Here is a 13,650-nt window from a genome sequence, read left to right as displayed (position 1 = left end):
TGGATGCCGCTTTCCGTCGAAGAGCGTGAGAAATTCCTGGTCGGCCCGCACGTTGCGGCGCTTGCCATCGATTCCGGCGAGGAAGGGCGCGGCCCGGTGAACGTGCCCGTCTGGTACGTCTACCGTCCGGGCGGTGAGGTCGTTCTCGTCACCGGCCGCGCCTCCCGTAAGACACAGCTCATTGCCGATGCCGGGCGATTCACGCTTTTGGTGGACCAGACGTCTCCGACGTACCGGTATGTCTCCGTCGAGGGCGAGCTCGTGTCGGTCGAAACGGCGACGAAAGAGCTGGCGAGGGAGATCGCTGCCCGTTACCTGCCGACGGAGTCGGCGGTGGAGGCGCACGTCGAGAGGATCATGGCCGACCCGGAAGCGGTCGTGGCGATCAGGATGCGGCCGCGGCACTGGCTCTCGGCCGACCTGGGTGGCGCGAGCTGAGCTGCAGCACCGCTGCTGCTGCAGCAGCCGTCCCTAGCGGGACTCTCCGGCGGCATCGAGCCTGGGCACCAGGGTGCTGTGGTCGTCCGACCCGCCCGTGGTGTGGTCGTCGGCGCCACCGGTGGTGTGGTCGTCGAAGCCGCCCGTGGTGTGGTCGTCACCCGGGGCGCCCGCACCGCCGCCGAGCGAGTGCACGAGCTGTACGGAGGCGGACGGAGCGCCCTTGGTCGTGTGGTCGTCGGCGCCCGCGGCTGCTGCGGGGGCGGCCGCGGCCAGTGCTCCGGCGGCGGCCAGGGCGGCTATGAGGAGAGCTTTCTTCGTGCGCGTGCTGGTGGCGTTCATTTCCGACCTCTCTGATTCGGGGGGTGTAATGCGGTGGTGGTGCGCATGCCAGCGAACGTAGCGGGTGAGGACGGCCACGTCCGCGGTTCGGACGGAAGTGCGTGAACTCCGGTCCGTTTGTTTGCAGTTGAGCGCCATGGGCGCATGACCGCAGGGGCCGGCGTCGACGGCTTCCCCTCCGTGCTGCCGACGCCGGCCCCTGACAGTCCCCCGTTGGTGCTTCCGTGTTCAGTTGTTGTGCGCGTTCCCCCGTTCACCTTCTTCGGTTGTTGTGCGTCCCCCGTGGTGTTCCCCCGTGCTTTCCCCCGTTGCGATGGCGCCTTTCTTCCCGTCCGACGCCCCCCGTTCCGCTCATGCGCCGGACGACCCCCGTTGAATCCCCCGTGGAAATCCGCGGTCGGATCTCCCCGTCGTGCTTTCCCCCGTCGTACGTTCCCCCGTACGGCTCCCCCGTCGTACGTCCCCCGTACGTTTCCCCCGTCGTGCGTCTTCCCCGGGTACGTTCCCTGCGGTACTTCCTCCCCGGAACGTCCCCGTGTCGTGCTCTCCCCCTGAGGCCCCCCGGCCGGAGGGTTCCTGGCCGCCGATGTCTTCGGTCAGAAACCCCCCGCCCCGGGAGCTCGATCAGACGAGCCCGGTTTTGGGCTTGTCCCCCGTGGGATGGTCGTCCATGACGATCCGGTCCTCCGTCGGGACCGGTTTCTTCTTCAGGACGTTCTTGTCCTTCAGGACGATCGGCTCCCCTATGGTGGCGTGGTCGTCCGGCGGAGGCGCGAACTGCTGCCCCGCCGCGAACGTCCCGCCGGTGGCGTGGTCGTCCTGCGGTGTGGCCACGCCTGGCGTGAGCTTGCGCTCGTCGCTCATAGCGATCAACTCCGATGGGTCGGTGCGAGTCGTTTGGCGTGAGGGGTTGGTGCTGGGATGCAGAACCCGCCCGGCGACTCCCCCGATGGCCGCCGGACGGGGACTGGGGCTGATCACCCCTGAGGTGAGGCCTCACCTACGACCCGTCTGCCCCCCGACGCGACGGATCGACATGACTCAGACTGCCGTGTCGCGATAAACGATCGATGAACGGGCACGTGACAGCGTTTTTCCGGGGCCATAGGGCCCTTGTGGGCCGCTCCCGGAGAGGGGTTCGAGGCGTCGTGCAGAGCTTCGAATCTTCGCTTCCGCTTCGCCTGCCGGTCGCACTTATCTATGCGCTACCCCGGAGCGCAGAGTTCCACCCTCGCCGAGCGAACCTCCTGCGCCGTCTTCCGGGCGGAAGAGCTCGCGCCGCCCCCGCGCCGCCGCCCTCCGCTGCTGCTGCAGCCACGCGCCGCCGCCCTCCGGCGCTGCCGCAGCCCCGCGCTGCCGCAGCGCGCGCCGTCGCAGCCGCGTGCCACTGGGGCAGCCCCGCGCCGACCCGCTAAGCAGCCGTCGCCACCGACAGCAGATCGCGTACGTCGGCCGCCTCCGAGGACCCCAGCTGTTCGTAGATCGCCAGCGCCTCCGTCCAGCAGGCGCGCGCCCGGCCCGGCTGCCCGAGGGCGTCGAGCGAGCGCCCCAGCACGGTCAGGACGTTGCCGCGCCGCCACTCGCCGCCGATGCCGCGCAGCTTCAGCGCCTGCTCGGCGTGGTGGGCGGCGGCGGTCGGCCGCCCGGCCGCCAGGTGGACCTCCGCGAGCCGGTAGTGGGTCATGCCCTCCCAGAGCCGCTGCCGGTTGTCGACGAAGATGGGCATGGCCTCGTTCAGCTGCCGCAGCGCGTCCTCGAACCGGCGGGCGTGCGTGAGCACCAGCCCGTACGTGTAAAGGCCGTTGGCCAGCCGCCAGCTGACGTTGATCTCGCGGAAGATGGCGAGCGCCTGCTCGGCGAGCTGGACCGCCTGCCGGATGCGCCCGGTGTCGAGGCACACGCGCGCGAGGTTGCTGAGCGCGGTCGCCTCGCACGGCCGGTTGCCGTCGTCGCGGAAGCACTCCAGCGCCTGCCCGATGTAGGCCTCGGCGTCCTCGTAGCGGTGCTGGTAAATGGCGACGATGCCGCGGTTGTTGGAGGCGTAGCCGCACGGGATGGGGTCCTCCGTGGCGCGGCCGAGGAGGACGGCGTGCAGGGCTTGCTCCTCGGCCTGGTTGAAGCGGCCGGCGAGGCTGTGCACGTGCGTGAGCACGGTCCGGGCGCGCCCCTCGGCCCGGGTGTCCCCGGCCCCCCGGGTGGCGGCCAGCAGGGCGCTCGCAGCCTGTTCGTAGAGGCGGAAGTCGGCGCCGGACTCGGCGAGGTCCTTGGCGGCCAGCAGCAGGTCGACGGCGCGGCGCAGGGTGTCGCCGGAGGCGGTCGCGTGCTGGCGGACGCAGGCCAGCAGGCACCCGGCCTCGGCGAAGAGCCAGTCGCTCGCCGCGCCCCGGTCGGTGAAGACGAGCCCGGGGTGGGTCGTGGGCGTCAGGTGGGCGAGGAGCTGGTCGCCGGGGCGCTCCAGGACGTACACGCCCGCAGCCGTCGCGAGGTAGAAGTCCAGCAGCCGCGAGAGGGCTGCCTCGCGCTCTGCGGGCGGCTGTTCGTCGCGTTCGGCGCATGCACGCGCGTAGAGGCGTACGAGGTCGTGGTAGCGGTACCGGCCGGGTGCGGCGGACTCCAGGAGGGACGTGTCGACCAGCGATTCCAGCAGTTCCTCGGTGGCATCGATGTCGAGGTCCAGGACGGCCGCGGCGGCGGCCAGCGACATGTCCGGGCCATCGGCAAGCCCCAGCAACCGGAAGGCGCGGGCCTGCCCCGGCTCCAGCTGTCCGTAACCCAGCTCGAAGGTGGCCTTGACGGCGAGGTCGCCGGCGCGCAGCTCGTCCAGGCGGCGGCGTTCGTCGCCGAGCTTGCGGGCCAGGACGGAGACGGTCCACGTCCGGCGGGCGGCGAGGCGGGAGGCGGCGATCCGGATGGCCAGCGGCAGGAAGCCGCACGCCGCAACGACGTCCATCGCGGCGTCCCGCTCGGCCTCCACGCGCTCGGCGCCCACGATCCGCGTGAACAGCACCAGCGCCTCGTCCGGGCTCATCACGTCCAGGTCGACCAGGTGGGCCCCGGCCAGGCCCACCATGCGCGTCCGGCTCGTGACGAGCGCCGCGCAGCCTTCCGTGCCGGGCAGCAGCGGGCGGACCTGGGCGGCGTCGCGGGCGTTGTCCAGCAGGGCCAGCACGCGGCGGCCGTCGAGGGTGGAGCGGAAGAGCGCGGACCGCTCCTGGACGCCCTCGGGGATCGCGGAGTCGGGGATTCCGAGTGCGCGCAGGAACGATCCGAGCACTGCCTCCGGCTCGGCGGGCAGCGGTCCCGCGCCCTGCAGGTCGACGTAGAGCTGCCCGTCCGGGAAGTGGTGGCGCGCGGCGTGCGCGACGTGCACCGCGAGCGTCGTCTTGCCGACGCCGCCGATGCCCGCGACCGCAGAGACGGCCATCACCCCGCCGGAGCACGTCGCCAGCTGGTCGCCGAGCTCGTCCACGAAGGCCGCGCGCCCCGTGAAGTCGGAGACCGTCGCGGGCAGCTGCGCGGGCCGGATGAAGGCCGGGCCGGCAAAGGGCCGGTCGTCCGGGACGAAGGGCAGGGCGAGGTCGGCGTCGGCGTTGAGGATGCGCTGCTGGAGCTCGGACAGCTCGGGGCAAGGATCGACGCCCAGCTCGTCGGCGAGGAGGCGGCGGGTGTCGGCGTAGACGGCGAGGGCCTCGGCCTGGCGGCCGCTGCGGTAGAGCGCGAGCATGAGCAGTTCGCGCAGGCGCTCGCGCAGCGGGTGGGCGGCGGTCAGGGCGGTCAGCTCCGATACGGCCTCCGCGTGGCTGCCGACCTCCAGGTCCAGGTCCAGCCGCGTCTCGATGAGCGACAGCCGCCACTCCTCCAGGCGCGTGCGCTGCGTCTCCGCGTACGGGCCGGGGAGGCCTGCGAGCGGCTCGCCGTCCCAGACGCCGAGGGCCTCGTTGATGAGGTCGCGGGCGCGGTGGCGGTCGCCGGAGGCGCGGGTCTTCTCGGCCTCGGCGACGAGGTGTTCGGCCCGGTCGATGTCGAGGCAGCCGAGGCCGATCCGGATCGCGTACCCTCCGGACTCGCTGACCAGGGCGTCGGCCTCGGGCCCGAACGCCTTGCGGAGCCGCGAGGCGTAGGTGCGCAGCGCGGCGAGGGCGGCGTGCGGGGGCTCGTCCCCCCACAGGGCGTCCACCAGCTCGGGCGCGGTCGCGGTGCGGCCGCCGCGCAGCAGCAGGGCGGCGAGGAGCGCCCGCTGCTGGGGCGAGCCGGTGTTCAGCAGTTCCCCGCCGCGGCGGGCCCGCACGGGCCCGAGCACGGTGAATCGGAGCTGCTGCCCGTGCCCTGTGTCGCCGGCCATGGTGACCCCCTGCTTGTCCCGCTCGGTCGCACGGCCAGTCTGCCTTGTCCGGGGGCTCTGCGTCAGCAGGGGTCCGGCCTCTCCACAAGGCCTGCCAGAGACCGCCCCACGGCCCCGCACGCACCTTACTGACGGATCGTCAGATCGTCGCTAACGTGTCAGCCATGGAGAGCATCCCCAGGATCATCTCGGTGGACGATCACACGGTCGAGCCTCCTCACGTCTGGTCGGAGCGGCTACCGGCGAAGTTCCGCGACGTCGGGCCGCGGATCGTCCGGGCGCCCGTCAAGGAGTTGACCTTCGTCGGCGGAAGATTCGCTCCCGTCATGGGCGCCCCGGGGGACCCCGGCCCGGAGGCGGACTGGTGGATCTATGAGGATTTGCACCGTCCGCTCACACGGCTGGATACCGCCGTCGGATACTCCAGGGACGAGGTCCGGCTGGAGGGAATCACGTACGAGCAGATGCGGCCCGGCTCCTTCAGCGTCCCGGAACGCTTGGCCGATATGGACCGCAATCATGTCCAGTCCGCGCTCTGCTTCCCCACGTTCCCGCGCTTCTGCGGGCAGACCTTCACCGAGGCGTCGGACCGCGAACTCGCCCTCCTGGGCGTGCGCGCGTACAACGACTGGATGGTGGAGGAGTGGTGCGGCCCCGAGGCGCACGGCCGTCTGATCCCGCTCGGCATCGTCCCCCTGTGGGACGCGGAACTCGCCGCCGCGGAGGTCCGCCGCAACGCCGGGCGCGGCGTGCGCGCCGTCTGCTTCTCCGAGATCCCCCCGCACCTCGGCCTCCCCTCCGTCCACACCGACGCCTGGGACCCCTTCCTGCGCGCCTGTGCCGAGACCCGCACCGTCATCGCCATGCACATCGGCTCCTCCTCGCGCATGCCGTCCACCTCGGCGGACGCGCCGCCCGCCGTCGGCTCCGTCATCACCTTCGCCAACTGCTGCTTCTCCCTGGCCGACTGGCTGATGTCCGGTGCTTTCGACCGCTTCCCCGACCTGCGCATCATGTACGCCGAGGGGCAGATCGGCTGGATCCCGTACACCCTGGAGCGCGCGGACGTCGTCTGGGAGCAGAACCGCGGCTGGGGCGGCGTCGCGGGCAAGGTCCTGCGGCCGCCTTCCGAGCTCTTCGCCGAGCACGTCCACGGCTGCTTCTTCGACGACGCCTTCGGGCTGCGCAGCCTCGACGCGATCGGCGTCGGCAACGTCCTCTACGAGACCGACTACCCGCACTCCGACTCCACCTGGCCCCGTTCCAAGGAGGTCGCCGAGGAGCAGATGGGGCACCTGGCGCCGGAGGTGGTGGAACGGATCGTGCGGGGCAACGCGATCGAGCTGCTGGGGCTCACGGAGGAAGGGCTGTGGGCGCATGCGGCCGGGTGAGGAGCGGGCCGCGGAGGGCGGGGCCGAAGCGGGTGGGCCCGAAGCGGGCGGGGCCGCGGCCGGCGTACCGCAGACGCCGCGCGAAGGCCTGCGACCGCCGCCCGACGCCCCGCAGGCGTTGCCCGGCGTCCCGCAGGCGTCGCCCGACGGCCTGCAGGTACTGCCCGAAGGCCGTCTCTCGTACGGCATGCAGCTGCCCATCACCTCCCTCAGCACCCTCTACGCCGAGCCGTGGGAGGTCGAGGCCGGCCCCGCCGACCTGCGGAAGGTCGCCGCGGCCGCCGACCGGCTCGGCTTCGCCTACCTCGCGACCTGCGACCACGTCGCCGTCCCCGTGCGCCTGGCCGCCGCCATGGGCACCGTCTGGTACGACCCGGTGGCCACCCTCGCCCACCTCGCCGCCGTCACCGAGCGCACCCTGCTGCTCAGCCACGTCGCCGTGGCCGCGCTCCGGCACCCGCTCGCGCTCGCCAAGCAGTACGCCACCGTCGACCGCCTCGCCGGCGGCCGGCTGGTCCTCGGGGTCGGCGCCGGGCACGTGCGCGAGGAGTTCCAGGCGCTCGGCGTGGACTTCGGGCGGCGCGGCACGATCCTCGACGAGACGGTCGACGCCCTCAAAGAGGCCCTGGGGCCTTCGGAGTTCCCGCAGTTCAGCGGACGCCGCTTCGTCTTCCGCGGACTCGGGCAGGCGCCCCGGCCCGCCCGTACGCCGCGCCCGCCCATCTGGGTGGGCGGCTCCTCGCCCGCGGCGCTGCGCCGGGCGGCGCTGCGGGGCGACGGCTGGCTGTCGCAGGGCGACGGGCGCGATCAGCTGCCGCAGCGCATCGCCACGCTGCGGCGGCTGCGCGAGGAGGCCGGGCTGGGCGGGCTGGACGGGCTGGACGGGCCCTTCGCGGTCGGGGCGATCTCCGAGGCGCTCTACGTCGGCACGCCCTCCTGGGACACGGGAGCCCGTACGCTGACCGGCCGCCCGGGCACGCTCGCGGAGTCGCTTCGGGTGTACGGGGCGATGGGCGTGAACCAGATCCAGGTCCGGTTCCGCTGCCGCGACCTCGGCGAACTGCTCGACCAGATGGAGGCGTTCGCGGACGGGGTGGCGCCGCTGCTGGACGACTGAGCGCGCCGCTGGGAGCGGGGGCGGGGTCCAGTAACTGCGGGCCGTCTGTGGCCGGTCGCGCAGTTCCCCGCGTCGCTGACGGGCGCATGGCCCTGACGGAGTGCGGGCTGAGTGACGACGCAAAGACTTGCACCCGCCCGATGAATGCGACGGAGGTAAAAACACACCATGGGCAAACTCGACGGCCGCGTCGTGCTCATCACGGGTGCGGCGCGCGGACAAGGCGAGCAGGAGGCCCGGCTGTTCGCCGAGGAGGGCGCGAAGGTCGTCCTGGCCGACGTCCTGGACGAGCAGGGGAGCGCCGTGGCAAAGGAGTTGGGTCCGGACTCCGCCGCGTACGTCCATCTGGACGTCGGCGAGGAGGCGGACTGGGCGGCGGCCGTGGCCACCGCCAAGGAGGCCTTCGGTGCGCTCGACGGGCTCGTCGGCAACGCCGGCATCCTGCGCTGCAACCAGCTGACCGACACGCCCCGGCAGGAGTTCGCGGAGGTCTGCCGCGTCAACCAGCTCGGTGCCTTCCTCGGCATGCGCGCGGTCGCGCCCGAACTGGCGGCGGCGGGCGGGGGCACCATCGTCAACACCTCCTCGTACGCCGCGCTGGCCGGCATGCCCTTCCTCACCTCCTACGCGGCCTCGAAGGCGGCCGTCCTCGCCATGACCCGGGTGGCCGCCCTGGAGCTGGCGGCCCGGGGCATCCGGGTCAACGCCATGTGCCCGGGCGCGATCGACACCCCCATGACCGACCCGGCGGGCCTCGACCCCTCCGCCGACCCGGGCCGGGCGGCGGCCGCGGCGGCCGCGTTCTACCGGAAGGCGGTGCCCATGGGCCGGATCGGACGCCCGGAGGAGGTGGCGCGGCTGGCCCTCTACCTGACGGCGGACGACTCCTCGTACGTGACCGGGCAGCACTTCGTCGTGGACGGTGGGTGGCTGGCCGGGGTTCCGCTGCCGGTGTCTTGACGCTCCCGTGCGCCGGTGCCAGAGTCTCACCCATCTTCCTCATCTGACTCATCGTCAGAAAATCTTGAGTGAACGAGCAAACGAGCAACGAGCAAACGAGCAACGAGTAAGCAGCAACGAATAAACGAGCAACGAGTAAGCGGACGAACGGACAACGAGCGAGCGGACGGACGGTGAACCTCCGTGGAATTCGGGATCTTCGTGCAGGGCTACGTTCCGGAGGGCCGGCGGCGGGGTGACCCGCAGGCCGAGCACCATGCGCTGATGGAGGAGACCGAGTACGTCATCCAGGCCGACAAGTCCGGCTTCAAATACGCCTGGGCCTCCGAGCACCACTTCCTCGACGAGTACTCGCACCTCTCGGCCAACGACGTCTTCCTCGGCTACCTCGCCCACGCGACCGACCGCATCCACCTCGGCTCCGGCATCTTCAACCCGCTGCCGCAGGTCAACCACCCGGCCAAGGTCGCCGAGAAGGCCGCCATGCTCGACCACCTCTCCCGCGGCCGCTTCGAGTTCGGCACCGGGCGCGGCGCGGGCAGCCACGAGATCCTCGGGTTCCTGCCGGGCATCACCGACATGAACCTCACGAAGGAGATCTGGGAGGAGACGATCGCCGAGTTCCCCCGGATGTGGCTGGAGGACGAGTACCCCGGCTTCCAGGGGAAGCACTGGTCGCTGCCGCCGCGCAAGGTGCTGCCCAAGCCGTACGGGCCCGCGCACCCCGCCATGTGGTACGCGGCCGGGTCGCCCTCGTCGTACGCGATGGCCGCTCGCAAGGGCCTCGGCGTGCTCGGCTTCAGCGTGCAGAAGGTCTCCGACATGGAGTGGGTCGTCGACTCGTACAAGACGGCGATCGCGGACGCCGAGCCCGTCGGCGCCTACGTCAACGACAACGTCATGGTCACGTCCACGGCCATCTGCGCCGAGACGCACGCGAAGGCCGTGGAGATCGCGGCCGCGGGCGGGCTGCACTACCTGCAGTCGCTGCTGTTCCGCTACCACGACACGTTCCCCCGCCCCGAGGGCATTCCGCAGTGGCCCGAGCTGCTGCCGGAGTACACCGAGGAGGTCGTCGAACTCCTCATCGCCGAGGAGCTGATGATCTGCGGCGACCCGGACGAGGTGTTCCGCCAGTGCAAGCGGTGGGAACAGGCGGGCGCTGACCAGCTGTCGTTCGGGCTGCCGGTCGGGGTGCCGTACGAGGACACGATGCGCACCATCCGGCTGATCGGCGAGCACGTCATCCCGAAGATCGACACGGATCCGGTCCACCGGACGGCGCGGATGCGGCAGGCGGGCTGAGGGTCCCTCTTCCGGGCCCCTTCCACGTGCACCGGGGCGGCGTCTTCCCGGATCCGCCGCCCCGGCCTCCGGCCGTCCGCTGCACACCTGTGTTTCCGCCGCACACCTGTGTTTCCGCCGCGCACCTGTGTTACGGAACTTCTTCTGGAGAAGGTGACACCGGCCATGCTCGACCACCTGATCAAGCGCGCCACCGTCGTCGACGGCACCGGAGGCCCCTCCTACGTCGCCGACATCGGCATCCGGGACGGGCGCATCGCCCTGATCGGACGGTCCCCGGCCCGGGTGAAGGCGGGCGGCAGGCTGGGGGAGCGGGCCCGTACCGAGGAGGACGCCACCGGCCTCGTCCTCGCCCCCGGTTTCGTCGACCCGCACACCCACTACGACGCCCAGCTCTTCTGGGACCCGTACGCCACACCGTCCCTCGGCCACGGCGTCACCACCGTCGTCGGCGGCAACTGCGGCTTCAGCCTCGCGCCCCTGAACCCCGCGCGGCCCGCCGACGCCGACTACACGCGCCGCATGATGAGCAAGGTCGAGGGCATGTCGCTGACCGCCCTGGAGCAGGGGGCGCCCTGGGACTGGTCGTCCTTCGGGGAGTACCTGGACGCGCTGGACGGGCGGATCGCCGTCAACGCCGGCTTCATGGCCGGGCACTGCGCCCTGCGCCGGTACGTGATGGGCCCCGGCGCCGTGGGCGGGCAGCCCGACGCCGGGCAGCTGCGGCGCATGACCGCCCTGCTGCACGAGGCGATGGACGCGGGCGCCTGGGGCCTGTCCACCACGCAGTCGTCCACCCACTCCGACGGCGACGGCCGGCCCGTCGCCTCACGGCACGCGCTGCCCGCCGAGCTGCTCGCACTGTCGGCCGCGGTCGGCGAGCACGAGGGCACCCAGATCGAGGCCATCGTCTCCGGCTGCCTCGACCGGTTCGAGGACGCCGAGATCGACCTGCTGACGGAGATGACGGCCGCCGCCGGCCGCCCCCTCAACTGGAACGTCCTCACCATCGACGCCGCCGTCCCCGGCCGGGTGCCCCGCCAGCTCGGCGCGAGCGCACGGGCCCGCGCCGCAGGCGGCCGGATCGTGGCGCTCACCATGCCGATCCTCACGCCCATGAACATGTCCCTGGGCACCTTCTGCGCGCTCAACCTCATCCCCGGCTGGGGCGAGATCCTGGACCTGCCCGTGCCCCACCGCATCACGGCCCTGCGCGAGGCGGCCGTCCAGGCCGACATGCTGCGCCGCGCCCGCAGCCCCGAGGCGGGGGTCTTCCGCAGGCTGGCCGACTTCGGGCGGTACGTGATCGGCGATACGTACGCGAAGGAGAACGACGGCCTGACCGGGCGCGTCGTGGGCGACATCGCCGCCGAGCGCGGCCTCGACCCGTTCGCGTGCCTGGTGGAGATCTGCGCGGCCGACGAACTGCGCACGGTCCTGTGGCCGATGCCCTCCGACAACGACCTCGCCAGCTGGGAGCTGCGCCGGGACACGTGGGAGCACCCGGACGTGCTGCTGGGCGGCTCGGACGCGGGCGCGCACCTGGACCGGATGTGCGGGGCGCCGTACACGACGCGCTTCCTCGGCGACTGCCTGCGCGGCCGCAAGCTGGTGCCGGTCGAGCGGGCCGTACAGATGCTGACGGACGAGCCGGCGCGTCTGTTCGGCCTGCGCGGGCGAGGCCGGATCGCCGAGGGTTACGCGGCCGACCTGGTCCTCTTCGACCCCGGCCGCATCGACGCCGGACCCGCCGCGCTCGTCCACGACCTGCCGGGCGACGGGCCGCGGCTGGACTCGAGGGCGGTGGGCGTGGTGAGCGTACGGGTCAACGGGGTGGAGGCGGTGCGGCACGACGTGGTGACGGGGGCGCTGCCGGGGACGGTGCTGCGGTCGGGGCGGGACACGGAGACGGTGGGGACGGCGGGGGCGGCGGGGACGGGGAAATCCTGAACGGGAAATTTTTGAACCGGGACAAAAGGGGTGGGGGTGCGGTTCCCGCACCGAGGGGAATGGCCTGTGCGGCCTTAGGGTTACCGACCGTAACGCATAGAGGGCCTTCATTTGCCAGGCCAACTGGCCCGTAAAGGGCGGAAGTTCTTGGTCCAGTTCCTGGACCGTAAAGCTCCTGTTGCGGAAACAGCACCCCCTACCGTCCTGCCCATGGTTCAGGTACACCCGCGGCCCGGGGCCGGAGACACGGTAACGAGCGTCACCGATGCGGGGCCGCGGCCCGGCAAGGGCAAAGGCCTCGGCGGCAACTCCGTGGGCCTGCTCGGCAGCGCCGTCATCGGGATCTCCACCGTCGCCCCCGTCTACTGCCTGACCTCCACCCTCGGCCCGACCGTCGGCCAGGTCGGCGTGCAGATGCCCGCCGTCTTCCTGGCCGGGTTCCTGCCGATGCTGCTGGTCGCCTTCGCCTACCGCGAGCTGAACAAGGCCGTGCCCGACTGCGGCACGTCCTTCACCTGGACGGTGCAGGCGTTCGGGCCGCGCGTCGGCTGGATGTGCGGCTGGGGCCTGGTGATCGCCACGATCATCGTGCTGTCGAACCTGGCGGGCGTGGCCACGTCGTTCTTCTACCTCCTGCTGGGCGAGATCACCGGCAGTGATGCGGTGGCCGCCCTCGACGGCAACCGCCCCGTGCACGTCGCTACGTGCCTCGCCTTCATCGCCGTGGCGACGGCGATCAGCTACCGCGGCATGACCGCCACGAAGGGCGTGCAGTACGCCCTCGTCGCCCTGCAGCTCGCCGTCCTGGCCGTCTTCGCGGCGATGGCCCTGGTCAAGGCCCGCTCGGGCGACCTGCCCGCCTCCATCGACTTCTCCTGGACCTGGCTCGACCCCTTCGCCGTCCAGTCCTTCGCGGCCTTCACCGCGGGACTCTCCCTCTCGATCTTCATGTTCTGGGGCTGGGACGCGTGCCTGACCGTCAACGAGGAGACCGCGGGCAGCGCGAAGACCCCCGGCCGCGCCGCGCTCCTCGCCATGGCCGTCCTCGTCGGCTCGTACCTGGTCACCGCCGTCGCCGCGCAGATGTTCGCGGGCGTCGGCGAGGAGGGCACCGGCCTCGGCAACCCCGACACCGCCGGCAACGTCTTCGCCGCGCTCGCCGACCCGGTCATGGGCACGGCCCTGGGCGTGCTGCTGTTCGTGGCGGTCCTGGCGTCGGCGGCCGCCAGCCTCCAGACGACGTTCCTGCCCGTCGCCCGCACGGTCCTGGCCATGAGCGCCTACGAGGCCCTGCCCCCGTCCTTCGCCCGCATCCACCCGCGCTTCAGGTCACCGGGCCGCGCGACGGTCGCGGCGGGCATCGCCACCGGCGTCTTCTACGCCGCCATGAGCTTCCTCAGCGAGAACGTCCTCATCGACACGATCTACGCGCTGGGCCTCATGATCTGCTTCTACTACTCGATCACGGCGTTCGCCTGCGCCTGGTACTTCCGCGGGGACCTGGGCCGCTCGGCGCGCGACGCGCTCTTCAAGGGCGTCTTCCCGGTCCTGGGCGGCGTGCTCCTCGCCGCCGTCTTCTGCAAGACGCTGTACGACATGTGGGACCCGTCGTACGGCAGCGGGAGCTCCGTCCTCGGCGTGGGCTCGGTCTTCGTGATCGGGGTGGGGCTGCTGCTGGTCGGCGCGGTCCTCATGGAACTGATGCGGCGGCGCAGCCCGGCGTTCTTCCGCGGCGAGGTGCTGACGCGGTCGACGCCGGCGCTGGTGGTGGAGGAGTAGCGGGGACGTAGCGGGGGCGTAGCGGG

Annotated in this window: 10 protein-coding genes; 7 read left to right on the top strand and 3 right to left on the bottom strand. The window is 72.0% G+C overall.

Features of this window, described 5'->3' with window-relative positions; translation table 11 throughout:
* The first annotated feature begins 3 nt into the window (after positions 1-3).
* Complete coding sequence (locus AS857_RS32680) at positions 4-438, top strand: pyridoxamine 5'-phosphate oxidase family protein (RefSeq protein ID WP_058046751.1); 435 nt, start codon at positions 4-6, stop codon at positions 436-438.
* Between the two features lie 33 nt (positions 439-471).
* On the opposite strand, the gene AS857_RS32675 is transcribed toward AS857_RS32680, so the two are convergent.
* The 3 genes from AS857_RS32675 to afsR all read right to left on the bottom strand — a co-directional run bounded on the left by AS857_RS32675 (position 472) and on the right by afsR (position 5,122).
* Positions 472-780, bottom strand: coding sequence for a hypothetical protein (locus AS857_RS32675; RefSeq protein ID WP_058046750.1), 309 nt, complete (start codon positions 778-780; stop codon positions 472-474).
* Positions 781-1,404: 624 nt separating this feature from the next.
* Positions 1,405-1,644, bottom strand: a complete 240-nt coding sequence (locus AS857_RS32670; RefSeq protein WP_058046749.1) for a hypothetical protein — start codon at positions 1,642-1,644, stop codon at positions 1,405-1,407.
* A gap of 547 nt (positions 1,645-2,191) precedes the next feature.
* A complete protein-coding gene (gene afsR, locus AS857_RS32665) occupies positions 2,192-5,122 on the bottom strand; it encodes an SARP-family global regulator AfsR (RefSeq protein WP_058046748.1) in 2,931 nt (976 codons plus the stop codon).
* Between the two features lie 164 nt (positions 5,123-5,286).
* On the opposite strand from afsR, the gene AS857_RS32660 reads away from it, so the two are divergent.
* The 6 genes from AS857_RS32660 (at position 5,287) to AS857_RS32635 (ending at position 13,624) form a co-directional block, all read left to right on the top strand.
* Positions 5,287-6,513, top strand: coding sequence for an amidohydrolase family protein (locus AS857_RS32660; RefSeq protein ID WP_058046747.1), 1,227 nt, complete (start codon positions 5,287-5,289; stop codon positions 6,511-6,513).
* Between the two features lie 187 nt (positions 6,514-6,700).
* Positions 6,701-7,630, top strand: coding sequence for a TIGR03619 family F420-dependent LLM class oxidoreductase (locus AS857_RS32655; protein WP_058047217.1), 930 nt, complete (start codon positions 6,701-6,703; stop codon positions 7,628-7,630).
* 168 nt (positions 7,631-7,798) lie between these two features.
* The gene (locus AS857_RS32650; protein WP_058046746.1) at positions 7,799-8,590 is read left to right on the top strand and encodes an SDR family NAD(P)-dependent oxidoreductase; all 792 of its coding nucleotides are present in this window, start codon (positions 7,799-7,801) and stop codon (positions 8,588-8,590) included.
* Positions 8,591-8,773: 183 nt separating this feature from the next.
* Positions 8,774-9,895 (top strand): LLM class flavin-dependent oxidoreductase, encoded by a 1,122-nt coding sequence (locus AS857_RS32645; protein ID WP_058046745.1) that lies wholly within the window; start codon positions 8,774-8,776, stop codon positions 9,893-9,895.
* Positions 9,896-10,060: 165 nt separating this feature from the next.
* The gene (locus tag AS857_RS32640; RefSeq protein WP_058046744.1) at positions 10,061-11,845 is read left to right on the top strand and encodes an N-acyl-D-amino-acid deacylase family protein; all 1,785 of its coding nucleotides are present in this window, start codon (positions 10,061-10,063) and stop codon (positions 11,843-11,845) included.
* Positions 11,846-12,055: 210 nt separating this feature from the next.
* Positions 12,056-13,624, top strand: coding sequence for an APC family permease (locus AS857_RS32635; RefSeq protein WP_058046743.1), 1,569 nt, complete (start codon positions 12,056-12,058; stop codon positions 13,622-13,624).
* The last annotated feature ends 26 nt before the right edge of the window (positions 13,625-13,650 follow it).

Source organism: Streptomyces roseifaciens (genome assembly GCF_001445655.1).
In the GTDB taxonomy this organism is placed as follows: domain Bacteria; phylum Actinomycetota; class Actinomycetes; order Streptomycetales; family Streptomycetaceae; genus Streptomyces; species Streptomyces aureoversilis.
This window is presented reverse-complemented; position numbering and strand designations above follow the sequence as displayed.

Bases quoted from the DNA above. Each gene is read 5' to 3' on its own strand.
- AS857_RS32680 (WP_058046751.1), top strand. From the start codon at position 4: ATGCCGCTTTCCGTCGAAGAGCGTGAGAAATTCCTGGTCGGCCCGCAC.
- afsR (WP_058046748.1), bottom strand. From the start codon at position 5,122: ATGGCCGGCGACACAGGGCACGGGCAGCAGCTCCGATTCACCGTGCTC.
- AS857_RS32670 (WP_058046749.1), bottom strand. From the start codon at position 1,644: ATGAGCGACGAGCGCAAGCTCACGCCAGGCGTGGCCACACCGCAGGAC.
- AS857_RS32655 (WP_058047217.1), top strand. From the start codon at position 6,701: ATGCAGCTGCCCATCACCTCCCTCAGCACCCTCTACGCCGAGCCGTGG.
- AS857_RS32635 (WP_058046743.1), top strand. From the start codon at position 12,056: ATGGTTCAGGTACACCCGCGGCCCGGGGCCGGAGACACGGTAACGAGC.
- AS857_RS32675 (WP_058046750.1), bottom strand. From the start codon at position 780: ATGAACGCCACCAGCACGCGCACGAAGAAAGCTCTCCTCATAGCCGCC.
- AS857_RS32660 (WP_058046747.1), top strand. From the start codon at position 5,287: ATGGAGAGCATCCCCAGGATCATCTCGGTGGACGATCACACGGTCGAG.
- AS857_RS32640 (WP_058046744.1), top strand. From the start codon at position 10,061: ATGCTCGACCACCTGATCAAGCGCGCCACCGTCGTCGACGGCACCGGA.
- AS857_RS32650 (WP_058046746.1), top strand. From the start codon at position 7,799: ATGGGCAAACTCGACGGCCGCGTCGTGCTCATCACGGGTGCGGCGCGC.